This is a genomic window from Curtobacterium sp. 458 (assembly GCF_030406605.1).
Classification (GTDB): Bacteria; Actinomycetota; Actinomycetes; order Actinomycetales; family Microbacteriaceae; genus Curtobacterium.
The window spans coordinates 694,357-716,998 of sequence record NZ_CP129104.1 but is presented as its reverse complement, the minus strand read 5'-3'; the positions used below and the strand labels follow the sequence as shown (position 1 = coordinate 716,998).

26 protein-coding genes are annotated in these 22,642 nt (G+C 72.7%); 18 read left to right on the top strand and 8 right to left on the bottom strand.

Annotated features, from left to right (window positions below; translation table 11 throughout):
• Positions 1–5: 5 nt before the first annotated feature.
• On the bottom strand, positions 6–899 hold the full coding sequence (locus tag QPJ90_RS03465) for an ABC transporter ATP-binding protein (RefSeq protein WP_290133079.1): 894 nt from the start codon (positions 897–899) through the stop codon (positions 6–8).
• Between the two features lie 69 nt (positions 900–968).
• A complete protein-coding gene (locus QPJ90_RS03460; RefSeq protein ID WP_290133078.1) occupies positions 969–1,292 on the bottom strand; it encodes a hypothetical protein in 324 nt (107 codons plus the stop codon).
• A gap of 188 nt (positions 1,293–1,480) precedes the next feature.
• Here QPJ90_RS03460 and QPJ90_RS03455 point away from each other — a divergent pair, with 188 nt between their 5' ends.
• Both QPJ90_RS03455 and QPJ90_RS03450 read left to right on the top strand, forming a co-directional pair.
• Positions 1,481–2,158 carry a TetR/AcrR family transcriptional regulator gene (locus QPJ90_RS03455; RefSeq protein ID WP_290133077.1) on the top strand — a complete coding sequence of 226 codons (678 nt, stop codon included), beginning with the start codon at positions 1,481–1,483 and terminating at the stop codon, positions 2,156–2,158.
• A gap of 100 nt (positions 2,159–2,258) precedes the next feature.
• The gene (locus QPJ90_RS03450; protein WP_290133076.1) at positions 2,259–2,453 is read left to right on the top strand and encodes a DUF2795 domain-containing protein; all 195 of its coding nucleotides are present in this window, start codon (positions 2,259–2,261) and stop codon (positions 2,451–2,453) included.
• 34 nt (positions 2,454–2,487) lie between these two features.
• Here QPJ90_RS03450 and QPJ90_RS03445 read toward each other — a convergent pair whose 3' ends face one another.
• From QPJ90_RS03445 to QPJ90_RS03435, 3 genes are all read right to left on the bottom strand, one after another.
• The gene (locus QPJ90_RS03445) at positions 2,488–3,984 is read right to left on the bottom strand and encodes a threonine/serine exporter family protein (protein ID WP_290133075.1); all 1,497 of its coding nucleotides are present in this window, start codon (positions 3,982–3,984) and stop codon (positions 2,488–2,490) included.
• 74 nt (positions 3,985–4,058) lie between these two features.
• Entirely contained in the window at positions 4,059–4,322 is a 264-nt protein-coding gene (locus QPJ90_RS03440; RefSeq protein WP_290133074.1) for a hypothetical protein, read from the bottom strand.
• 94 nt (positions 4,323–4,416) lie between these two features.
• A complete protein-coding gene (locus tag QPJ90_RS03435; RefSeq protein WP_058724976.1) occupies positions 4,417–4,857 on the bottom strand; it encodes an OsmC family peroxiredoxin in 441 nt (146 codons plus the stop codon).
• Positions 4,858–4,995: 138 nt separating this feature from the next.
• On the opposite strand from QPJ90_RS03435, the gene QPJ90_RS03430 reads away from it, so the two are divergent.
• From QPJ90_RS03430 to QPJ90_RS03420, 3 genes are all read left to right on the top strand, one after another.
• Positions 4,996–5,613, top strand: coding sequence for a DUF805 domain-containing protein (locus QPJ90_RS03430; RefSeq protein ID WP_290133073.1), 618 nt, complete (start codon positions 4,996–4,998; stop codon positions 5,611–5,613).
• A 102-nt stretch (positions 5,614–5,715) separates the two neighbouring features.
• The gene (locus tag QPJ90_RS03425) at positions 5,716–6,765 is read left to right on the top strand and encodes an NAD(P)-dependent alcohol dehydrogenase (protein ID WP_290133072.1); all 1,050 of its coding nucleotides are present in this window, start codon (positions 5,716–5,718) and stop codon (positions 6,763–6,765) included.
• Positions 6,766–6,851: 86 nt separating this feature from the next.
• Entirely contained in the window at positions 6,852–7,229 is a 378-nt protein-coding gene (locus QPJ90_RS03420) for a hypothetical protein (RefSeq protein ID WP_290133071.1), read from the top strand.
• 60 nt (positions 7,230–7,289) lie between these two features.
• On the opposite strand, the gene QPJ90_RS03415 is transcribed toward QPJ90_RS03420, so the two are convergent.
• Positions 7,290–9,152, bottom strand: coding sequence for a gamma-glutamyltransferase (locus QPJ90_RS03415; protein WP_290133070.1), 1,863 nt, complete (start codon positions 9,150–9,152; stop codon positions 7,290–7,292).
• Positions 9,153–9,296: 144 nt separating this feature from the next.
• Here QPJ90_RS03415 and QPJ90_RS03410 point away from each other — a divergent pair, with 144 nt between their 5' ends.
• The 7 genes from QPJ90_RS03410 to QPJ90_RS03380 all read left to right on the top strand — a co-directional run bounded on the left by QPJ90_RS03410 (position 9,297) and on the right by QPJ90_RS03380 (position 16,679).
• Positions 9,297–10,496 (top strand): peptidoglycan DD-metalloendopeptidase family protein, encoded by a 1,200-nt coding sequence (locus tag QPJ90_RS03410; RefSeq protein WP_290133069.1) that lies wholly within the window; start codon positions 9,297–9,299, stop codon positions 10,494–10,496.
• A gap of 562 nt (positions 10,497–11,058) precedes the next feature.
• Complete coding sequence (locus QPJ90_RS03405; RefSeq protein ID WP_290133068.1) at positions 11,059–12,159, top strand: type I restriction endonuclease; 1,101 nt, start codon at positions 11,059–11,061, stop codon at positions 12,157–12,159.
• A 49-nt stretch (positions 12,160–12,208) separates the two neighbouring features.
• Positions 12,209–13,000: a sulfite exporter TauE/SafE family protein gene (locus tag QPJ90_RS03400; RefSeq protein WP_290133067.1), complete on the top strand. Its 792-nt coding sequence runs from the start codon at positions 12,209–12,211 to the stop codon at positions 12,998–13,000.
• Positions 12,997–13,635 (top strand): DNA alkylation repair protein, encoded by a 639-nt coding sequence (locus QPJ90_RS03395; RefSeq protein ID WP_290133066.1) that lies wholly within the window; start codon positions 12,997–12,999, stop codon positions 13,633–13,635. Before QPJ90_RS03400 ends, QPJ90_RS03395 begins: the two co-directional genes overlap by 4 nt.
• A 94-nt stretch (positions 13,636–13,729) precedes the next feature.
• On the top strand, positions 13,730–15,229 hold the full coding sequence (locus QPJ90_RS03390) for an MFS transporter (RefSeq protein ID WP_290133065.1): 1,500 nt from the start codon (positions 13,730–13,732) through the stop codon (positions 15,227–15,229).
• A complete protein-coding gene (locus QPJ90_RS03385; RefSeq protein ID WP_290133064.1) occupies positions 15,219–15,773 on the top strand; it encodes a TetR/AcrR family transcriptional regulator in 555 nt (184 codons plus the stop codon). The genes QPJ90_RS03390 and QPJ90_RS03385 overlap by 11 nt, the downstream gene beginning before the upstream one ends.
• 3 nt (positions 15,774–15,776) lie before the next feature.
• Positions 15,777–16,679 (top strand): aminoglycoside phosphotransferase family protein, encoded by a 903-nt coding sequence (locus QPJ90_RS03380; protein ID WP_290133063.1) that lies wholly within the window; start codon positions 15,777–15,779, stop codon positions 16,677–16,679.
• A 35-nt stretch (positions 16,680–16,714) separates the two neighbouring features.
• On the opposite strand, the gene QPJ90_RS03375 is transcribed toward QPJ90_RS03380, so the two are convergent.
• Positions 16,715–17,317 carry a TetR/AcrR family transcriptional regulator gene (locus QPJ90_RS03375; protein WP_290133062.1) on the bottom strand — a complete coding sequence of 201 codons (603 nt, stop codon included), beginning with the start codon at positions 17,315–17,317 and terminating at the stop codon, positions 16,715–16,717.
• Between the two features lie 51 nt (positions 17,318–17,368).
• Between QPJ90_RS03375 and QPJ90_RS03370 the strand changes: the two genes are divergently transcribed.
• Positions 17,369–17,938, top strand: a complete 570-nt coding sequence (locus tag QPJ90_RS03370) for a GNAT family N-acetyltransferase (RefSeq protein WP_290133061.1) — start codon at positions 17,369–17,371, stop codon at positions 17,936–17,938.
• Here QPJ90_RS03370 and QPJ90_RS03365 read toward each other — a convergent pair.
• Complete coding sequence (locus tag QPJ90_RS03365; RefSeq protein WP_290133060.1) at positions 17,908–18,726, bottom strand: polysaccharide deacetylase family protein; 819 nt, start codon at positions 18,724–18,726, stop codon at positions 17,908–17,910. The genes QPJ90_RS03370 and QPJ90_RS03365 overlap by 31 nt on opposite strands.
• Positions 18,727–18,975: 249 nt before the next feature.
• On the opposite strand from QPJ90_RS03365, the gene QPJ90_RS03360 reads away from it, so the two are divergent.
• The 5 genes from QPJ90_RS03360 (at position 18,976) to QPJ90_RS03340 (ending at position 22,642) form a co-directional block, all read left to right on the top strand.
• The gene (locus QPJ90_RS03360; protein WP_290133059.1) at positions 18,976–20,166 is read left to right on the top strand and encodes a zinc-dependent alcohol dehydrogenase; all 1,191 of its coding nucleotides are present in this window, start codon (positions 18,976–18,978) and stop codon (positions 20,164–20,166) included.
• 16 nt (positions 20,167–20,182) lie between these two features.
• Positions 20,183–21,259, top strand: coding sequence for an NAD-dependent epimerase/dehydratase family protein (locus QPJ90_RS03355; RefSeq protein WP_290133058.1), 1,077 nt, complete (start codon positions 20,183–20,185; stop codon positions 21,257–21,259).
• 112 nt (positions 21,260–21,371) lie between these two features.
• Positions 21,372–21,695, top strand: a complete 324-nt coding sequence (locus QPJ90_RS03350) for an SHOCT domain-containing protein (protein WP_290133057.1) — start codon at positions 21,372–21,374, stop codon at positions 21,693–21,695.
• Positions 21,692–22,213, top strand: a complete 522-nt coding sequence (locus QPJ90_RS03345; protein WP_290133056.1) for a hypothetical protein — start codon at positions 21,692–21,694, stop codon at positions 22,211–22,213. Before QPJ90_RS03350 ends, QPJ90_RS03345 begins: the two co-directional genes overlap by 4 nt.
• 9 nt (positions 22,214–22,222) lie before the next feature.
• Positions 22,223–22,642, top strand: coding sequence for a DUF6314 family protein (locus QPJ90_RS03340; protein ID WP_290133055.1), 420 nt, complete (start codon positions 22,223–22,225; stop codon positions 22,640–22,642).

Here is a 22,642-nt window from a genome sequence, read left to right as displayed (position 1 = left end):
CGTCGTCAGCGGGTGGGTGCAGGGGTGGTCCGGGAGTGGTGTCGACCGACCGCGCGGGTCCGGAGTGCACCGGTGGAGGGGTCGTGGTCGACGTCGATGCGGATGCCGTACACGTCCGAGAGTCGCTCGGCGTCGAGGACGTCCTCGGGGGTGCCGTCCGCCACGACGACGCCGGCGCGGAGGAGCACCAGCCGATCGGCGACGGCTGCCGCCTGGTCGAGGTCGTGCAGGACGACGCCGACCGCCGTCCCGTGGACGTCCGCGAGGTCGCGGACGAGGTCGAGCAGCTCCACCTGGTAGCGGAGGTCGAGGTACGTGGTCGGCTCGTCGAGCAGGAGGACGCCGGTCTGCTGTGCGAGGCAGCTCGCGAGCCACACCCGCTGCAGCTGGCCGCCGGACAGCTCGTCGGCCGGCCGCTCGGCGAGGCTCGTCAGTCCGGTCACGTCGAGCGCGTGGGCGACGACGACCTGCCCGTCCGGGTCCTGTCCGCCGAAGCGGCCGCGGTGCGGGTGCCGACCGAAGGTCACGAGGTCGCGCACGCGGAGTCCGCCGGGCACCGGGCGGCCCTGGGTCAGCAGTGCGACCTGGCGGGCGAACGCCTTCGGGGTCAGGGCGAGGCCGTCGACGACGTCGCGTCCGGCGTCGGCGGCCGCACGTCCCGTCGCATCCGGCCGGGAGGCACGGCTCGCGGCGTGCGCGTCGGTCGCGCCACGCAGGCGCACGGTCCCGGAGCGCGTGGGCTGCAGCCGAGCGATCGAGCGCAGGAGCGTGGACTTCCCCGACCCGTTCGGGCCGACGAGGGCGGTCACCGTCCCGGCGGTGAGTTCGAGCGAGGCGGCGTGGACGACGTCCTCGCCGTGGTAGCCCACGGTGACGTCGCGTGCATGCAGATCGACCACGGAGGTAAGGCTAGCCTCACCTACTTAGGTTTACCTAACGCGTGACGGGATTCCTTCGCCGTCGCCCGGTCAGCAGGGTGCCCCGCAGGTCCGCGCCAACCGTTCGAGGAGCTCACGGGCGGACAGCGCGGCGGCCAGTTCCACCTCGACCGGGTTGATCCCGATCGCCCGCTCGAACGCACGGCGCCGCGCCTGGTCCGCGATCGGGACCTCGGGGCGCTGGGGGAGTTCGGCGATCGCCCGCGCGGCGGCGTCGAACGCGCCGACCGGTCGACCGAGCTGCTCCCACATCGTCCGGACGTCGTGGGCGACCTGGTCGGCGTCGCCGCCGAACTCGAAGCCGGCGGACGCCATGGTCGCGAGACCGTGCGCGATCGAGTCGTTCGGGGTCATGTCGGCATCGTCACACGAGCGGCCGCGAACGGGCTGAGCGGAATGCTTGTCCCCCGGAATGCCGACACCCGGACCGGGGATTCTGGTGTCCCCCGACATGCACCAGGATGGGGTGTGCACTCGTTCCGGGTGCAGCACGCGCCCCACGAGGGCGCCCCGGACAGGACGTCCGGCGATCGGAGGGCACGATGCTCGAGAACACCAGCGCGGACACGCACGCGGCAGCCGCTGCGGCCGCCACACTGCACCTGCGGATCACGATCGTCGGGGCGACCGTCGACCTCCTGCGCGACGTGCCCTTCCACGAGGCGCGGCCGGAGCAGGTCGCGGAGCGCATGGGGATCACGGTCGCCGAACTCGAACTGCACTTCCCGTCGTGGGACGGTCTCGTCCTCGCCGCCGTCGACCGCTGGAACGGCGGCCGCATGGAGGAGGTCACGGCGGAGGTCGGCGACGCCGCCACGGTGGACTTCCTCCGCGCGATCGTCGCGTCGAACGCCGAGGACCCGGCACTCATGCGGCTGCTCGTCGCCCTGTTGTCCGTGGCCGGCAACCCGTCGCACCCGATGGCCACGTACCTGCGCTCGCGCTACCAGCTGTTCTTCTCGCAGATCAAGCGCGGACTCGAGCGGGACGTCGCCGTCGGCCGGGCGCCGCACACGATGGACCCCCGCCGCGGGGCCGAGCAACTGATCGCCCTCTACGAGGGGCTGCAGCTCCAGGCGCTCCTGCGAGCGGACATGGACCTCGTGCAGGCGTTCGACCGGGCCGTGGCGCGGCTCGAGGCCGGCTGGATGGAGCGGTACCAGCCGCGCGCCCAGGTCCAGCACGCCACGTGGAGTGACCCGGGCAGCTGGGAGATCTGACCGCACACGGCCCGGTGGGGTTGGCCGGGATGCGCGGAACCGTGCCGGGGCAGAGTCCGGCGGGGGTACTCGGTGGAGACCCCAACCGGAAGGAGCCGTCGTGGCGAACCCCAACCCGATCGAGATCCAGAAGTACCTGAGCGGCATCGAGTACCCGGCGTCGAAGGACGACATCGTCGCCACCGCCGAGCGTGAGGGCGCCTCGGGCGATGCGCTCGAGGCGCTGAAGAACATCCCGGACGGCGACTACGACGCACCCACCGCGGTGTCGAGCGCCGTCACCGAAGCCAGCTGAGTCCCGGCACGACCGGCAGCGCGGCCGGCCGCGGTCACCAGCGCGGTCGGCTGCCGTCCCCGGGGTCGTAGCCCGAGTCGCGGATGACGCGGAGCGCGGTGGTGTCGCTGTGGACCGAGTGCACGACGACCTTCCGCGCGCGCCGGAGGGCTCGTCGGGCACCCGGCGTCGCGAAGAGCCCGCCGAGGACGAGACCGGCGCCGATCGCGAGCGCGACGGTCACGGCGGACACGAAGTCGAGCGCCGAGGTCGACGACCCGGACATCACGTTGAGCAGGGCGTTCGACACGGCGACACCGGGGAGCAGCGCGCCGCAGAACGCGGGGACGGCGATCGCCCCCACCGCGGTGCGCATCCGTGCCGCCGCGATCGTCGCGAGCACGCCGAGCAGCACGGACGCGAGGAACGTCGCGCCGAGCAGGGGCAGCCCGAGGTGGCGCATCGCCCACAGCGACGCTCCGGCCGTGACCGAGAAGACCACCGCGACCGGGATCACCCGGGCGCTGGCCTGCTGCACGAAGCAGTTCGCCGCGGCGGACACGACCGTGAGGGACAGCGACGCCCACAGCGGCAGGGGGTCGAGCACGATGCCGGACGGATCGACCTCGATGCGGAGCCAGTGCGTCAGCGCGATGCCGGCCGGGACGCCGACGACGATCGCGGCGATGACGAGCAGGATCGAGAACGCCCGCGCGACCGCCATCGCCCGGAAGCCCGAGATCGCGTCCTGTGCCCAGGTCACGAGCGAGACGTGCGGCAGCAGGAGCACGACGAGCGCCGCCACCATGGTCGCCGCGCCGGCCGGACCGAGGATCCCCGCCGCGATCGCGAGGGTGCCGAGTGCTGACGCCACCGCCCCCTGCGCACCGGAGACGAAGAACTGCGGGAAGCCCCGACCGGTCAGCCACCGGCCGGACACGATGATCCCCATCATGAGGACGAACGCGCCGAGACCCGCTCGCCAGCCACCGCCGGCCTGCATCGCGATCGAGGTGCCGAGGACCGCGAGCCCGACGTCGGCGAGCCAGTTCGGCCAGCGGGGCGGCATGCGGAGCACGGCGACGAGCGCGCTCACGGCGGAGGTCATGTCGCGCGAACCGTGCACGAGGTCGTCCACGATCTGGTTCGCCCACGCGAGACGCCCGAGGTCCGACCCGTCGATGGTCACGGTGCGGAACTTCACGAGCGCGGGACCGTCGGCCGGTGCGTACTGGATGGTCACCGAGCTGCCGGTGAGGTCGAGGTCGAGCGGTGCGAGGTTCCACTTCGTCGACACCGCGACAACCGCGGTCTCGACGCTCCGGGTGTCGGCGCCGGAGGCGAGCATCACCTCGGCGAGGTCGAGGCAGAAGTCCACGATCTGCACCGGCGAGTACTGCTCGCGCGGTCGGAGGTCGGGCGTGACGTCCTCGTAGATCGTGCCGCGCAACCGGGCGCGGGCGTCGCGGAGGTCGTGCTGCGCGACCTTCCGGACGCGGGGCCGCGGCGGGCGGCCGGGCCTCGGCGCGCCGGGGAGGAACTGCTCGGCCATCCCGCCATCGTGCCAGCCGCTCGGCGCCGAGTCCGGATGCCGGCTGAACGTGGCCGTGTCATCGGCTGGGCGGGTCAGCGCGGCCCGCGGAAGCGAGCGCTCAGGCGTCCGGCGGCGAAGGCCGCGACGACCGCGCCCACCGCGGCGGTCAGCGGGCCGACGACCTGCTGCCACGAGTGCGTCACCGGGTCGAAGACCGTCCCCGCCAGCGGGGCGTACGCGAACCAGCCGAACGACGCGCTCGGCGCAGTGGCCCAGATGGTCACGCCCGCGACCAGGGCCGCGAGGCCTGCCCACAGGGCGAGCCAGGTCGGGGTGGCGAAGCGGCGACGTCTCACGCTGGTGAGCGTACCGACGACGGACGGGAGGCGCGGCGCCAGCCGGCACCGTGCCTCCCGTCCGGAACGCAGTCGCGTCAGCGACGCGTCGTGACTACTGCTCGAACGTCGCGTGCAGCTCGATGTCGACGCCGGTGAGGGCCTTCGAGACCGGGCACGTCGCCTTGGCCTCGTCAGCGGCCTTCAGGAACGCTGCCTCGTCGATGCCGGAGACCTCGCCGCTGACGGTGAGGACGATGCCGGTGAGCTTGAAGCCGCCGGCCGAGTCCGGGCCGAGCGAGACGTCGGCCTTGACGTCGAGGGCCTCGACGGTGCCGCCGGCCTCGCCGAGGATCGCCGAGAACTGCATGGCGTAGCACGAGGAGTGGGCTGCGGCGATGAGCTCCTCGGGGCTGGTGGTGCCACCAGCCTCGTCCGCGGCGCGCTTCGGGAAGGACACGTCGTAGGTGCCGACCTTCGAGCTCGAGAGTTCGACCTGGCCGGAACCGTCGTTGAGGCCGCCGTTCCAGGCGGTGCGTGCGGTGCGCGTGGGCATTCCCGCTCCTTTCGTGTGGGGTCGGCCCCGTGCGGAGCCGTCGACTCCGGTCCGGAGCCAAGGCCGAGTCAATCGGAGAACGATCGTTCTCGCAACCTGCTCACGGGGAAGACGCAGGTCTGCCCTACGATCGGGCGCATGGGGGACAGCACGTCGTTCCGGTCGCGCGTGACCGAGCAGGGACCGGTCGACCTGGCCCGACGCCCGGACGTGGCCTGGGTGCGCTTCTGGACGCAGGGCTGGCGGTTCCACGGCCGCGCCAGCCGGACCGAGTTCTTCTGGGTGATCGCCCTGCAGGCAGTGGTCACCCTCGTGGTGTGGTGGCTCGTCGAGCAGCTCGGCATGACGGCACGCTGGACGGTCTACCCCGACCCGTTCGGCATCGTCCCGTCGCCGCAGGTCGGGTTCCACCTGTTCGAGATCCACCAGGGTCGGTACTCCTCTGCGTGGTGGGGGTACGGATCGGGTCGCGACGCCTGGCCCGACAGCTGGGACGTCGCGATCATCATCGGCCTCCTCGTGACCGCGATCCCGCGGTGGTCGTTGCTCGTGCGGCGCCTCCACGACCGCGACCACACCGGGATGTGGATCCTGCTCCTCGTCTTCACCGGCCCGATCGGGTGGTTGGTCGTCACCGGCATGGTGGTCAGTCGTCCCCGCGTGCGTGGTGCGCGCTTCGACCGTGGGCTGTTCGCCGGGCGTCGCGAGTCCCTGCCCGACCCGGATCCGGGCCCGGCACTTACGCAACAGGTGTAGTTTGGCGGTGGATCGGCCCGATCCGATCGCGACGCCGCACCCCCTGACGCCCGACGAGTCGAGTCGACGCTCACCAGTGACCCGTCAGAAGGAGCAGCAACCATGCGTGCCGTCGTGTTCGAGCAGTACCAGACCTTCCCGTCCCTCACGGACGTGCCGAAGCCGACGCCCGGACCGGGCGAGGTGTTGCTCGAGGTCGCCGGCGCCGGGGCGTGCCACTCCGACGTCGCCGTCTACCGCGAGTTCCGCGAGGGCCAGCCGGGAGCGCAGGCACCCGCGTTCGTCCTCGGGCACGAGAACTCCGGCTGGGTCGAGTCGGTCGGCCCCGGCGTGACCGGGTTCACCTCGGGGGACGCCTACCTCGTGTACGGCCCCGTCGGGTGCGGGCACTGCTCGTACTGCTCCAAGGGGCAGGACACGTACTGCGAGAACGCCGCCACGAACCCCTACGCGGGCATCGGCCTCGGCCGGGACGGCGGCATGGCCGAGTACGTCGTCGTGCCCGCGCGGAACCTCGTGCCCCTCGGCGATGCCGACCCGGTCGCCGCGGCACCGCTCAGTGACGCAGCGTTGACGCCGTACCACGCGATCAAGGCCTCGCTGCCGAACCTCGCGGGCGGTGGGAAGTACGCGCTCGTCGTCGGACTCGGCGGTCTCGGGCAGATCGCCGTGCAGATCCTCACCGCGCTCACCGGTGCGACCGTCATCGCGACGGACATGAAGCAGGACGCCATGGACCGTGCGGCGGCCCGCGGCGCGATCACGGTCCCCGGCGGCTCGGACCAGGTCGCCGCCATCCGGGAGATCACCGGCGGGCGCGGCGTCGACGCGGCCTTCGACTTCGTCGGTGCGACCCCGACGGTGAAGACCGCGCAGGCGTCGATGGCGATCGGCGGCCGCTTGACGGTCGTCGGGATCGCCGGGGGCACGACCGAGTGGAACTTCTTCTCGACGCCGTACGAGTCGACGATCACGAACACCTACTGGGGCACCATCGAGGACCTGCACGAGGTCGTCGCGATGTACCGGGCGGGACAGATCGTGCCGGACGTCGAACGGTACGCCCTCGACGACGCGCTCGAGGCGTACCGCAAGCTGGAGGCCGGCGAGCTCTCCGGTCGAGCCGTCGTCGTGCCGACCCTCGGTCGCTGACGATCCGCACACTGACGATCCGCTCGCTGACGACGATCCGGTAACGCTCCCGGTGTGCTCGGTCCCGCCGGGGCTACCGTGGAGTCGTGGGGCAGTGGCTGCTCCGCAGTGGGGAGCAGATCATGTCGACGAACCCGGACTACACCGAGGCCGTCAGGCCGCGGAGCTCAGGCGACGGGACCACCGACGGTGGCATGACGATGGGGATCCCGTACGACGCCCCGGGACGTGGCCTCGTCAGTGGAGACGTCGAGCCGGTCTCGCGGTCGGGGCTCGCCTGGCGGGTCGTCGCGTCGCTCGTCCTCGCCGCGATCGGCATCAACGCCCTCGTGGTCGTCGTCCGGATCCTGGCCGGGCCCGCGGACGTCTGGGCGGGAGCCATCGGGATGGCGCTGGTGGCCGCGCTCGCGCTCGCCTACCCCGTCGTGAACGTGGTGCGCTGGGTGCGCGTCTCCCGGCGGTAGACCCGCGCGGAAACCGACGGGAGGCACGGTGCCAGCTGGCACCGTGCCTCCCGTCCGTCGTCAGCGCGCGATCGCGTACCCCTGAGCACCCCGGGAGTTCGCGGCTGCTCCCACGACGCCGGTCGACGGGTCGCGGGTGACACAGCACAAGCGGCCCAGCGACCAGTCACCGGCGCGGGTGACGACGTGGCCGCGTGCCTCCAGCGCCGCGATGACGTCGTCCAGGAGTCGGTCCTCGACCACGAGGCCCGCGGGCTCCCACGTCCGCGGCCAGAAGGAGCCCGGGAATGACGTCGTGTGCAGCGCCGGAGCGTCGATCGCCTGCTGGGGTGAGTAGCCGCCGACGATCCACCGCAGCAGGAAGAGCAGCTGCCACTGGTCCTGCTGGTCGCCGCCGGGGGAGCCCAGGGCGGCCACCGGTCGACCGTCGCGCAGGACGAGCGTCGGCGTGAGGGTGGTGCGCGGTCGTTCCCCCGGCGTCAGCGTCGAGGCGGTGCCTTCCTCGAGCCAGGTCATCTGCAGCCGGGTCCCGAGGGCGAACCCGAGACCGGGGACGGTCGGCGAGGACTGCAGCCAGCCGCCCGACGGGGTCGCGCTGATCATGTTGCCCCACCGGTCGACGACGTCGATGTGGACCGTGTCTCCCCGAGTCTCGCCGGTCGGGGCGACGAACGGCTCGCCGCGGTCTTCCACCGGGACGGCCCGCTCGGCGTCACGGGCGACCCGGACGGTCGGTTCCCCGGCGCTCCCGCCCGCATCGGCGTCGTACTCGGTCCGGAGGGGCGGCGCGGCGGGCGCGACACCCGGGACGGTCCCCGGACGCAGCTCTGCCGAGGCGCGCTCGCCGATCAGGGCACGACGTTCGTCGGTGTACGCGTCCGAGAGCAAGACCTCGAGGGGCACGCCCCCGTCGCCGTAGAACAGCTCCCGGTCGGCGAGGGCGAGCTTCTGCGCCTCGACGACGGTGTGCGCACCGAGCTCGGTGGACGGGTCGAGCAGGGCGTCGTCGAGGGGATCGAGCAGTCTGAGGGTCTCGAGGAGCGCCGGACCCTGACCCCACGGTCCGGTCTTCGCGATCGTGCACCCGCGGAACTCCGCCGTCGTCGCCGGCTCGTAGGTCGCCCGGAACGCGCGCAGGTCCGACGCCCGCAGCACGCCGGCGTGGTCGGTGCCCGATGCATGGCGGTGCGGTTCGCGGACGAAGCGGTCGATCGTCTGCGCGACCAGGCCCTCCGCCCACTCGGTGCGAGCAGCGTCGATGCGGGCCGTCCGACCGGCGTGCTCGCCGCCAGCGGCGACGAGCCGCTCGTAGACGGACGCGAGTGCCTCGTTGCGGAGGAGGTCCCCGGGGACCGGCACCGTGCCTCCCGGCAGCCACTGCGCAGCCGACGTGGGCCAGTGCTCGCGGAACAGGTCCTGCACGGCCGTGATCGTCCGGACCACACCGGCGGTGACCGGGTGACCGTCCCTGGCGTAGCCGATCGCCGGGGCCAGGACGTCCGCGAGGTCCCACGTCCCGCGATCACGGAGCAGGAGGAGCCAGGCGTCCACCGCCCCGGGCACCGCGGCCGCGAGGGCGCCGGCGCCGGGGACGAGGTCGAGGCCTTCCGCGGTGAAGTGTTCCGGCGTCGCGCCCGCCGGCGCCGGTCCCTGCCCGCAGAGCACGACCGGTGTCGGGTCGTCCGCCGGCGCGAACACGGCCGTGAGGTCACCGCCGGGGCCGTTGAGGTGCGGCTCGACCACCTGCAGCACGAAGGCCCCGGCCACCGCGGCGTCGAACGCGTTGCCGCCGCGCTCGAGCACCGACTGGGCCGTGGCGGTCGCGATCCAGTGTGTGGACGCGACCGCTCCGAACGTGCCGGCGAGGTCTGGGCGGGTCGGTGTCGAGGTGGGCGGGACGAAGGCGGGGTTCGGTGTCGGCATGCTCACCATCCTGCTCCGACGACACCGTGCCCCCGGAACTGGGGTTGTCCTCAGGAACGCAGAACACCGACCATCGTTCGGTGACTCGTGCAGGGCGGGTCGCAGTCCGTGCAGGGGCACGGCGCACCGACCAGCAGGGGAACCATGACCAGCAACCCGTCCACCGCCACGCGTCCGCGTCCGGCGTTCCGAGCCCGCGCTTCCCGCCTGGCGGCAGGCCTCGCAACGCTCGCCGTCGTCGCCGGCGGCATCGTCGGCACCGCGGCGCCGGCGTCCGCGTCCGTCGTCTGGAAGGGATCCGTCCCGGCGGGCACGACATTGAACCCGGGTGACTCGGTCACCTCGCCGAACGGACAGTTCCGACTCGTCCTGCAGGGTGACGGCAACCTCGTCGAGTACGGCATCGGCAACGCCGTGCTGTGGGCGTCGGGGACCTCGAACAAGCCCGGCGCGATCGTGAAGATCGGCAAGAACCGCGCGGTCGACCTGCTCCTCGGCGGCAAGCGGGTCACGCGGTGGTCGTCGGCCGGCACGAAGCAGTCGACCTCCTTCGTCCTCCGCGGCGACGGCACGATGGCGTTGCTCTCCGGTGCGACGCCGATCGTCAACTGGAAGGGCTACCAGGATCGTGTCCCCGCCGGGTACACGATCCTCGGCGGCACCACCCTCCGCTCCGACGCGAGCGCCACCCGCACCCTCGAGATGCGCACCGACGGCAACCTCGTGCAGTCCGTGTCCGGCAAGGCGGTGTGGTCGTCCGGCACGTCGGGGAACCCCGGGGCGTACGCCGCCGTGCAGGCCGACGGCAACCTCGTCGTCTACACCGCCGCGAACGCGGCCAAGTGGTCGACGCGCACCTACAAGTACGGCGGCGGCCAGCTCCTCGTGCAGGTCGACGGCAACGTCGTGCTCTACGGGAAGAGCGACACCCGCGTCTGGTCGACGAAGCCGGTCACCGGCCTGCGCTGGCCGGTCGCGAGCACGAAGATCTCCGGACGCTTCGGCGACGACCGCGGGGCGAACCACACCCCGCGGTACCACCAGGGCACGGACTCCCCGGTGGCCGTCGGCACGCCCGTCTACGCGTCCGGGACCGGCACCGTGACGACCGCCGTCTCCAACAACGCCACGTACGGGAACTACGTCGTCGTGACCTACGGCAACGTGACCGTCCTGACGGCGCACCTCAGCGCGATCCAGGTGAAGAAGGGCCAGATCGTGTCGCTCTCGACGATGATCGGGAAGTCGGGCAACACGGGGCAGTCGACGGGGCCGCACGTGCACGTCGAGACTCGGCGCGGCGGCACCCTCATCGACCCGCTGTCGGTCCTGCACTTCCGCTGACGCGGCGCACGGTCGCCGCCGCCGCTCGACGCTGACCCTGCACGGTCCCCGCCCGGCAGGAACGGCCCGCACGCTCCATGCGTGCGGGCCGCCCGTCTCAGTCCCTCCGCCAGACGTCGAGCAGGAGCCTGGCGACGGCCACGAGCAAGCTCGCGACCGGCAACCAGGACACCCGACGCCTGGGCTCGGACCCGTTGTCCTTCGACATCGAGACCTCCTCCGCGTGTCAGCGCCGGCGGACACGCGGAGGAGGGGTGCCGAGGGGTGCGTCCGTGACCGAGGTCACGTACGCTGGTTCCGAGCGTTTCGCTCGGGATGTACGCGGTCCCTCTGCACTCCACTCGGAGAGCAACTCGAAGCCCATCACCGTTGCCCCGGTGGTGGGCTTCAACCTTGCCCGGGGCGATCGTCCGGCGAACCGCCGCCACGCGCGGCAGCCTACGATGCCGATGTGTGATGTTCCACTTGCGGTCGTTTGGCCGCTGCCCGCGAAGTGGGGGCGCGAGCGATCGCATTGATGACGGGTCTTCAACTAACGTTGGATCGACTCAGGGGAGGAACGATGGAGTTCGAAGAGCGTCTCGCGGCGCTGGCGACGAAGGTGCAGAACCAGCGCGACGCCATCCAGACAGAAGAAGCTACGAAGAACGCGTTCGTCATGCCGTTCATCTCCACGATCCTCGGCTACGACGTGTTCAACCCGTTGGAGGTTGTGCCGGAGTTCACTGCGGACGTCGGGGTGAAGCGCGGCGAGAAGGTCGACTACGCCATCATGCGCGACGGCGAGGTGCAGATCCTCATCGAGTGCAAGAAGTCGTCAGGTCAGTTGACCATCGAGAACGCGGCGCAGCTGTTCCGCTACTTCTCCGTCACGAACGCACGCATCGCTGTCCTGACGAACGGCGAGGTCTACAACTTCTACACGGACCTCGACGCCCCGAACAAGATGGATGACCGTCCGTTCCTGGTGCTCGACCTCGCGGACATCGACGAGACGCTGCTCCCCGAGCTCCGCAAGCTGACGAAGGACGTCTTCGACCTCGACTCGGTCATCAGCGCCGCCGAAGAGCTGAAGTACGTCGGCGCCATCAAGCGTGCGATCGCTGCGCAGTTCCGCGAACCCGAGGAGGACTTCGTCCGACTCTTCGCGTCGCGCGTCTACGACGGCCGTTTCACCCAGGAGGCACGGGCTCAGTTCACGACGCTCGTCGCCAAGGCGTCGAAGCAGTTCCTCAACGAGCAGGTCAACGACCGTCTCAAGACGGCGCTCGGTGCGTCGTACAGCGCGCCCGTCGGAGCGGACGCACCGGCCGAGGCTGTGACCAGTGCGGCCGTCGTAGAAGGCGACCTCGACCGTGACACCGAGATCGAGACGACGCTGGAGGAGCTCGAGGGCTACCAGATCGTCAAGGCGATCGCCTGCAGTGAGGTGAAGCCGGATCGCATCGCGCACCGGGACCAGAAGTCGTACTTCGCCGTCCTGCTCGACGACAACAACCGCAAGCCCATCGCCCGGCTGTGGTTCAACGGCAAGAAGCAGAAGTACCTCGGATTGTTCGACGAGAACAAGGTCGAGACGAAGCACCCGATCGACTCGCTGGACGACATCTACCTTCACGCCGAAGCGATCCGATCAGCTACGCGGCGCTGGGGAGGCGACTGAGTCGTCCCTGGCCCTCGGGCGTACCTCACGCGCGCCGTAGGCTGGGACGATGCCCCGGACCCTCGCCCTCGTCGCGATCGGCATCGTGGCCGGACTCCTCTCCGGGTTGTTCGGCGTCGGCGGTGGCGTCGTGGTGGTCCCGGCGCTCATGGCGGTGCTCGGCATGGACCAGCGCCGCGCCTCCGCCACCTCCCTCGTGGCGATCGCCCCCGCGGCCGTCGTCGGCGCGGTCACCTACGGCGTGCAGGGCGAGGTGCACTGGCTCGCAGCGCTGACCCTGGCGGTCGGCAGCGTGGTCGGTGCGCCGATCGGTGCCCGGCTCCTCCGGACGATCCCGCTCCGCGCACTGCCGTGGATCTTCGTGGGCTTCATCGCGGTGGTGCTCGTGTCGCTCTTCTCGACGGTCCCGACCCGCGGCGGCGACGTGCACTTCGGCGTCGTCGAGGCCCTGGTGTTGCTCCTGCTCGGTCTGCTGTCGGGCGTGCTGTCCGGGCTCGTGGGCGTCGGCGGTGGTGTCGTCATCGTGCCGGGGCTCGAGGTCGCCCTCGGTGCTGGCGACCTGCTGGCGAAGGGGACGTCGCTGCTGACGATGGTCCCGACCTCGGTGTCCGGCACGGTCGCGAACCTCCGTCGGCGTGCGGTGGACGTCCGGGTCGGCCTGACCGTGGGCACCACCGCGGCGGTGTGCTCGCCGGCGGGTGCGTGGCTCGCCCGACTCGTCGACCCGCAGGTCGGCACGTGGATGTTCGCGGCGTTCCTCGTGGTGGTCGCCGTGATCGTGCTGCGGCGCGGTCGCCGGGCCCGGCCGACGGCGGAGGCGACCGACGGGGAGGTCGCGTGACGGGTCTCCAGGCCGGTTCGTCGGCGGAGGACGTCATCTCGGCGCTCGCGCGCACGAGCGGTGACGTCGCGGCGGCCCGCAGGGTCGCGCGACGGTTCGCCGCGCTCGACGAGGGCGAGCGCTCGGCGCTGCTCTGGAGCGAGGACGCGGGTGCGCGGCTGGTCGCGGTGCTGCTGCTCGTGCAGGCGATGCGGGAGCGTCCGGACGACGAGCTGACCGAGGAGTACCTCGCGGCGGCGAAGGCCGAGCGGTTCGACGACCCGCTGCTCGTGGACCTCGCGGCGGAGGAGCTCGTCGGCGCACCCCTCGTCGCCAGTGGCTCCACGGGGCAGCTCTTCGCGCTCGCGAAGTCGGACGTGGCGATGGTGCGGCGGATCGCGGTGGTCGCGACGCTCGCGTTCGTCAAGCAGGGCGACGCGGACGTCGCGCTCGGCATCGTGGGCCGGCTCGTCCGGGAGCGCGGCGACACCGTGCAGTCCGCGGTCGGCTGGGTGCTGCGGGAGGTCGGGAAGCGCGCGTCGGAACCGGCGCTCGTGGCGTTCCTGGAGCGGCAGGGTCGCTGGCTCTCGCCCGGCGCGCGTGCGACCGCGACGGAGCACCTGCCACCCACGGAGCGGGACCGCTTGCGCGGGTGACGGCCGGGAGGCACGACTCGCCTCCGGCGGGCCGCTCCTGCGAGCAGACTCTGCAGTCGGTACTGCCGACCAATTGGTCGGTTAGGCTCGCGGTGTGACAGCGACCTCTTCCGTGCCCACCGTCCGAGCCACGCCGCGTGAGTGGGCGGCGCTCGGCGTCCTGACCCTCGCGGTCGTGCTGCTCGCGATCGACGGGACGGTCCTCGCGCTCGCGGTGCCGTCGCTGACCGCCGACCTCGGCCCGAGCGCCACGCAGCTGCTCTGGATCGGCGACGTCTACTCGTTCGCGCTGGCCGGGCTGCTGGTCACGATGGGCAACGTCGCGGACCGGATCGGACGGAAGCGCCTGCTGCTCATCGGGTCGGTCGCGTTCGGCCTCGCGTCGGCCGGGGCGGCGTTCGCGCAGTCGCCCGAGGTGCTCATCGCGGCGCGTTCGCTGCTCGGCATCGCGGGCGCGACGCTCATGCCGTCGACGCTGTCGCTGGTCCGGACAATATTCCGCGACGCCCGGCAGCGCACGACCGCGATCGCCGTCTGGTCGGCCGGTGCGACGGGCGGTGCGGCCGCGGGGCCGCTCGTGGGCGGTGCGCTGCTCGAGCACTTCTGGTGGGGCTCGGTGTTCCTCATCAACCTGCCCGTCATCGTGGTGATCGTGGTCGCGGGGGCCGTGCTGCTGCCGGAGTCGCGGGGGAGCGCGCGGAACCCGATCGACCTGCTCTCCGCCGCGCTCTCGGTGTTCGCGATCGTGCCGATCGTGTACGCGGTGAAGCACCTCGCCGGGCACGGTCTCGACTGGACGGTCGGCGCCGGGGTGGTCGTCGGCGTGCTCGCCGGCTGGTGGTTCGTGCGACGGCAGCGACGGCTCGAGACGCCGCTCATCGACCTGCAGCTCTTCCGCATCCCGGCGTTCAGCGGGGCCGTGGTGGCGAACTCGCTGTCGGTCTTCGCGTTCAGTGGCCTGCTGTTCTTCTTCTCGCAGTACCTGCAGCTCGTCCGGGGCTTCACCCCGCTGCTCGCCGGGGCGGCGGAGCTCCCCGCGACGCTCGCGTCCATCGCGGTGATCGCGGTGGTCGGGCTGCTCGCGCGGCGGGTCGGCCCGGGGCGGTCGATCGGACTCGGGCTCGCCGTGGCGGCGCTCGGCATGGCCGGACTGGCGTTCGCCGAGGGGCTCCCGACCTACGTCGGGATCGCGGTCGCCCTCGCGGTCGTCGGGCTCGGCGTCGGGGTGTCGATGACGCTCGCGACCGACGCCGTCGTCGCATCAGCGCCCCGCGAGCGTGCCGGTGCGGCGAGCGCGATCTCGGAGACCGGGTACGAACTCGGCGTCGCGCTGGGCATCGCGGTGCTGGGCTCGCTGCAGACCGCCTTCTACCGCGGTGCGCTCGACCCCGACGCCCCGTCGGCGGTCCGGGAGTCCCTCGCGAGCGCTGCGCAGGCCCTCGACCCCGCGTCGCTGCTCCTCGTGCACGCCCGTGAGGCCTTCACCGGTGGCATGCAGCTCGCGTCGGTGTGCGCGGCGGTGATGCTCGCGGTCGCCGCGGTCATCGCGCTCCGGGTGATCCCGAACCGGCAGGATGGACCGCATGAGCACTGACCGCGATCGCGAGCGCACCCGAGCGGCCGTCCTGGAGTCGGCCGAGCGGCTGCTCACCGAACGCGGAACCCGGGTGAGTGTCGCCGAGGTCGCCGCCGACGCGGGGGTGTCGAAGAGCGGCCTGCTCCACCACTTCCCGTCGAAGGACGCGTTGCTCCTCGCGGTCGCTGAGCACGGACTCGCGACGTTCAAGGCGGAGGTGCTCCGGCACGTCGACCTCGCCGAGAACCGGCCGGGCAAGGTGCTCCGCGCCTACGTCCGGACGCTGTGCGGCGGCAGTCCCCGGGCGATGGCGGTGTTCTCGCCCTCGACGCTCTGGACCGGGCTGACCGCGGTGCCCGGGATGGGGCCGATCACGGCGGCCGACGCCGAGGACTGGCGCGTGACCTTCGCGCGCGACGGGCTGCCCGAAGCGCGTTCGCTCGTCGTCCGGCACGCGGCCGAGGGGCTCGCGGCGGCCGCGGGGATGCCGCCATACCTCGACGAGCGCGAACTCGCCGTCGCGCGGGACGCCCTGCTCGCCCTTGCCGAACCGGACGCGTAACGCATGTCCACCGACGCGCCCCGCATCGACGCCGACCTCGTCCGACGGCTCGTGGCGACGCAGTTCCCCGAGTGGGCCGGACTGCCGGTCCGCGAGGTCGCGCACCAGGGATGGGACAACCGGACCTTCCGGCTCGGCGAGGACCTGAGCGTCCGACTCCCGAGCGCCGCCGGGTACGTGCCCGCGGTGGAGAAGGAACAGCGGGTCCTGCCGTACCTCGCTGCCCTTCTCGACGTCCCCGTGCCGGAACCCGTCGCGCTCGGTTCGCCGGACGCCGACTACCCGTTCCCGTGGTCGGTGCGCCGGTGGCACCCCGGCTCGGTGCTGATGGACGTGCCGGACCTGGACCGTGCCCGACTCGCGGCCGACGTGGCGACCGTCCTCGTGCAGTTGCGCGGCGTCCCCGTCGGTCCGGGTCTGGCCGCGGGAGCGCACTCGTTCCACCGTGGCGCACACCCGTCGCGCTACGCCGGCGAGGTGGTCGCCGCGCTCGACACGCTCGGCCCCGGCGTCGATCGCCGTGCGTGCGAGGCCGTCTGGGGCGCCGCGACCCGCTCGACGTGGAGCGGCCCGCCCGTGTGGTTCCACGGCGACGTGGCTCCCGGCAACCTCCTCGTGGACGACGCCGGCCGCCTCAGCGCCGTGATCGACTTCGGGACGTGCGGCGTGGGCGACCCGGCGTGCGACCTCGTGCTGGCGTGGACGTTCCTCGACCCAGACGCCCGCCGGGTGTTCCACGACGCGGTCGGCCTCGACGCGGGCACGTGGGCGCGGGCCCGGGCGTGGGCGCTGTGGAAGTCCCTCATCATGCTCGCCGGGAGCGCCGGACCCGGTGGTGCGGCCGAGCACCGTGCGGTCCTCGACGCCGTGCTCGCCGACCCGGTCACGACGCCGGGCGCGGTCTGACCGGGCCGGTCAGCGCGCTGGCTCAGTGCGCCCGGTCAGTCCGCCGGGTCGGGCTCCGGCGCGAGCGCCGCGCGCAGCACGACGTCGAGCGCGGCCGTCTGCCGCGCGGGCGTCCAGTGGTCCGGGTCGCCGGCAGCGAGTGCGGTGACGCCCTCGACCGCCGCACCGAGCGATGCCGCCCGGGCCGCGCTGGTGTCCGCGGGCAGGCCGGTCGCGGTGCCGATCAGTCGCGCGAGCCGCTCCGTGAAGGCCCGGGCGTTCGTGGCGTGCCGCTCGGCGAGGACCGGGTCGCCGAGCGCCGCAGCGAGGAAGCCGACCCAGACGCGGGCCTCCGCAGCGCGGTCGGCGTCGGTGGCGAGTGCCCCGAGGGCCACCGCACGGACGGCGGCAGCGGGGTCGGCAGCGGTCGACTCAGCCTGCTCGGCGCGTGCACGGGTGCGCTCGTGCAGGACGTCGCGGGCGTGCAGGAGCAGTGCGCGCTTGTCCGGGAACGTGTGCAGGACGAGCCCGGTGGTGCAGCCCGCCCGCTCGGCGACGGCGCGCAGGGTCAGCCCGGTGGGGCCGAGTTCCGCGATGGTCGTGAACACGGCGTCGGACAGGCGTGCGCGCTGCGCTGCGTCGTCGCGGGTCCGTGGCACACCGGAAGCGTAACAGGTGTTACCGTAACAATCGTCACGGAGAGGACCGCCATGCCACCGCTCGCCACGCCCTGGACCATCACGACGACGCCGTTCGACGACGCCGACGCCGACCGGCTCCGCCGTGCACAGCGCCGGGAGCTCGACGCCCGCTACGGCTCGAGCGACCACGAGCCCGGCGTCCCTCCGTCGGCGGCGGACGTCCCCGTGTTCCTCGTCGCGCGGGACGCCGAAGGGGCACCGGTCGCGTGCGGTGGGCTCCGACCCCTCGCCGACGACGTCCTCGGGCCCGGCGTCGTCGAGGTGAAACGGATGTACACGGCCCCGGAGGCGCGTGGGACCGGGGTGGCCACGGCCGTGCTGCGGGCACTCGAGGACGAGGCCCGTCGACTCGGAGCGCCGCGGCTGGTGCTCGAGACCGGGCCCGCGCAGCCCGACGCGATCCGGTTCTACCAGCGCGAGGGGTACGAGCCGATCCCGCTCTTCGGGGCCTACGTCGGCTCGGACGTCTCGGTCTGCTTCGGCCGGTCGCTCGACGCCGGCGCGGCCGGCGCGGTCGGAGCGGACGGCGCGGTTCGCGCGGCCGGTGCTCAGCGCGCGAACACGTCGTCGAGCGTGTAGGTCCCGAGGCGGCGCTGCCGGAGCAGGCGTCCGAGGCGAGGGAGCGCACCGATCGTCCCGGGGTGGTTCGCGTGCCCGATGACGATTCGTCCCGCCGTGAACCACTGGTCGGCGAACCCGACGATCTGCCCCGCACCGATGTCCCCGGAGTCCGCGAGCGTGCCGTACCAGAGCAGCGGCGTCGTGTAGCCCACGCGCGCGGCTGCCGCGTCGACCCGGGCGTCGTGGTACCCGTACGGCGGCCGGAAGTACGGGCGCGCGTCCACGCCGAACGTCCGCTCGATGAACTCGTGGTTCCGGGTGAGCTCGTCCTCGATCGCCTGGTCCGACAGCCCGGTCAGCGCCGGGTGGTCCCACGTGTGGTTCCCGATCTGCACCTGCCCCGACGCCACCAGCGGCATGAGGGTCGCGGCGTGCTCCGTCCACGACGGCCGCACCCCGTTGACGAAGAACGTCAGCCGGGTGCCGGTCTCTCGGGCGAAGCGGACGTAGGCGCCGACGACGTCCGAGGACGCGCCGTCGTCGACCGTCCACGCGATCCCGGGGGTCCCCGCGGGCAAGCCCGTCACCGTCCCGGCCGGCAGTGGCTTCCGCGTGATCGAGGGTGGTGTCCACGTCGGTGTCGGCGTCGATGTCGGAGGGGCGGTCGGGGTGTCGATGGCGGTCGCCGATCGCGACGGCTCCGACACACGACGGGGTGCGGTCGGTGAGCACGCCGACAGCGCCGAGGTGGCGAGCAGGGCACCGGCTCCGGCGAGCAGGGTGCGGCGGGTGGTGCGGTGGTCCATCCCCACCACCATCCGTCGTGGTCGGGTCCCGCACATCGCCTCGCGGAACGATCCTCCGGTGGCCGGTCGGCCATCGCGCGCCTGCTGTGCGTCGGCTCGCGGGCCGGTCTGGAGGCACGGGGCGCGTCCGGTGCGCGCCGCGCGTCGTGGACGCGGCTGGGAACGCGCCACGGGGCGGGCGGGTAGCGACGGGGCGGAGACGAGCCGTGCCTCCCGGCCGGCCCGAAGCGACCACGAGAGGAACGCGACGTGCGCGCACTGACCTGGCAGGGCACCGAGAAGGTGTCCGTCGAGACCGTCCCCGACCCGACAATCCAGGAGCCGACCGACGCGATCGTGCGGATCACGTCGACCGCGATCTGCGGCTCCGACCTGCACCTGTACCGGGTGCTCGGCCCGTACATCGACAAGGGCGACGTCCTCGGGCACGAGCCGATGGGCATCGTCGAGGAGGTCGGGTCCGGTGTCACGAACCTCAAGGTCGGCGACCGCGTCGTCATCCCGTTCAACATCTCGTGCGGCCACTGCTGGATGTGCCGGCACGGCTTCCAGTCGCAGTGCGAGACGACCCAGGTGACGGAGTACGGCTCCGGTGCGGCCCTGTTCGGGTACACGAAGATGTACGGGCAGGTCCCCGGCGGCCAGGCCGAGTACCTCCGGGTGCCGCACGCCGACTACGGGCCCATCGTGGTGCCGGAGTCCGGCCCGGACGACCAGTGGCTGTTCCTCAGCGACATCCTCCCGACGGCGTGGCAGGCGGTGCAGTACGCCGACGTGCCCGAGGGTGGCACGCTCGCGGTGCTCGGTCTCGGCCCCGTCGGACAGTTCGCGGCCCGCATCGGGAAGCACCTCGGCTACCGGGTGCTCGCCGTCGACCCCGAGCAGGTCCGGCGTGACCTCGGGGCGAAGCACGGCGCCGAGGTGTTCGACCTGTCCGACGACCTCGTGCCGCAGCTGGTCGACCTGACCGACGGCCGCGGACCCGACGGCGTCGTCGACGCGGTCGGCATGGAGGCGCACGGCAACCCCGTCGCCGGGTTCGCGCAGCGTGCCGCCGGGCTGCTGCCGGACAAGCTCGCACAGAAGGCGATCGAGACCGCGGGGGTCGACCGGCTCGCCGCCGTGCACACCGCCATCGACCTCGTCCGCCGCGGCGGCACGGTGTCGCTCAGCGGGGTCTACGGCGGGATGGCCGACCCGATGCCGATGATGACGCTGTTCGACAAGCAGATCACGATCCGCGAAGGGCAGTGCAACGTCAAGCGGTGGATCGACGACATCATGCCGCTCGTGCAGGACTCGTCGGACTCGCTCGGCACCCTCGACCTCACGTCGCACCGGGTGTCGCTCGAGGACGCACCGCACATGTACTCGGTCTTCCAGAAGAAGGAGGACGACTGCGTGAAGGTCGTGCTCGACCCCGCGATGGCGGCGGCGTGACCGGCGGGATCGTCTGATGCGGATCGTCGTCGTCGGGGCGACCGGGAACGTCGGGACCGCGCTCCTGCGTCGGCTCGCCGCCGCACGCCTCGCCGGGGAGTGGTCCGGCGCGGGCTCCGGTGACGGAGTCGGTGACGATGACCTGCAGGTCGTCGGTGTCGCGCGCCGGCTGCCGGACGCCCGGGTCGCCCCGTACGACGTGGCCGTGTGGCACGCGCTCGACGTCGGCGACCCCGGCGTCGTGCCGCAGCTCGCCGCCGTGCTGCAGGGCGCGGACGCCGTCGTGCACCTCGCGTGGGCACTCCAGCCGACGCACGACATCCCGGCCCAGCGGCGCACCGACGTCGACGGGCAGGCGCACGTCCTCGAAGCGGCGGTGCGGGCCGGCGTCGGACACGTCGTCATCGCCTCGTCCGTCGGGGCCTACCGCGGCGTGGACCCGGCGGGGAAGCGCACGCCCGTCGACGAGACCTGGCCCGCCACGGGCATCCCGACCGCGACCTACTCGAAGCACAAGGCTGCGAACGAAGCCGCCCTCGACGCCTTCGCCGCCGCGCACCCGACGATCACCGTGTCGCGACTCCGCCCCGGGCTGGTGTTCCAGCGGAACGTCGCGGCCGAGCTCCGGGGCCTGTTCCTCGGACACCTCGTCCCGATGCGCATCGTCCGCTGGGTGCGGTGGGCGGTGCTGCCCCTGCCGTACCCGTTCGTGTTCCAGGCCGTGCACGCCGACGACCTCGCCGACGCGTACTGGCGTGTCGTGGACCGGCGAGCGGCTGGAGCGTTCAACATCGCTGCGGCGCCCGTGCTCAACCCGCCGCGGATCGCCCGGGCGCTCGGCATGCGCGGGGCCGTCCGGATCCCGCTCCGGCTGCTCCGCGGGATCGTCACGCTGACGTGGCGACTCCGGTTGCAGCCGACGGACGCCGGGTGGATCGACATCGCCGCGGGCGTGCCGGTCATGCGGACCGACCGTGCCCGGTCCGAGCTCGGGTGGGAGCCGCGGTACACGGCGGAGGAGGCGCTGCGGGAGCTCGTGAGCGGGTTCGCGGACGGGGCGAGCGTGCCGGCGTCGGGCCCGCTGCGGGGCTGAGGTCCGGCGCTGACGGCCGACTCGTCGGTGGGCGGTCGCTGCCTCGTTCGCGGGGCAGCACGACGGCCGCGCGGTCCACTACGGTCGGAGCAGTCCGACGAAGGGGGACCACGTGTTCGGAGCAGTGTTCGGCGACGAGATCGAGACCGGCTTCGGTGCTTTCGGGGTGCTGTTCGGGATCGTCTCGGCGTTCATCGGCCTCGGGTTCGTGGCCATCGTCGTGACGATCGTCGTCCGCAGCAGCCGGATGGCGAAGCGCGGGCAGAACCCGTTCACGATGCAGGAGGACCTGGCCTACCAGGCCATGCGGAGCCAGACCCTCGCGCCCGCGAAGTCGCTCGAGCACCGGTTGGCCGAGCTCGACGACCTCCACGCCCGAGGCGTGATCTCCGACGAGGAGCACCGGGCGGCCCGCGCGGAGGCCCTCGGCGGGTGAGCATCCCCGACTTCGACGTCGAGCCCGCCGCCGGACCGCGGTTCTGGGCGGTGCTCCTCGGGGTCGTCGGAGCGGTCGCCGGCGTGCTCGCGGTCATCGGCTGGCCGCTGCCCGTCGGCGCGGGACGGTACGGCTTCGACGAAGCGGCCTGGGCCCGCACCGGCCACGACGTGCAGGCCTGGCTGGCCCATGACGGCTGGCGGGTCTCCGGGGCGTCGTGGGCCTACGGCGCCGCTGCGCTGGCGACGTTGGCCGGCGTCTCGGTGCTCCTGCACCCGTCGTGGCCGGATCGGCGGCGCTTCGTCCTGGTCGTCGTGCCGGCCGGCGTGCTGTTGGTCGTCGGTCCGGCCGTCCAGTGGGCGCTCGGCCTGCCCTGGTCGAACTACGGTGTCGGATCGACGGCCGGCATCGCCGGGGGCTTGCTCGTCGCAGCCGCTCTGGCCACGGTGGGCGCCGCCGTCTGGCTCGCGCTCCGGCGCCGCCCGCGTGGGCAGGACCGAGCGGACACGCGGCCCTAGGGTGGACGGGTGCTGCAGCCGACGGACCTCCTCGGGGAGTGGGAGCTCCGACGGAGCGTGGTCGACCGGCTCGCCGGCGTCGAGGGCACCGTCACGGGGAGCACGACGCTGTCCCTGACCGACCCGGACGAGGTGCGCTGGGACGAGTCCGGCACGATGACCCTCGACGGCCGCACGGTGCCGGTCTCGCGCACGCTGTCCGTCCGGCGGAGCGATGACGACGTGTGGACGGTGCACTTCGCCGACGGTCGTGTCTTCCACCCCTGGGTGTGGGGCACGTCCGTCGCCCACGCCTGCGCGCCCGACGACTACACGGGCGTGCTCGACGGCGACGCCGAGCGGTGGACCGTCCGCTGGGACGCCCGCGGCCCGGCGAAGGACTACACCCTCACCAGCGAACTCCGACGTCGGACGCGCGCGGCAGACTGA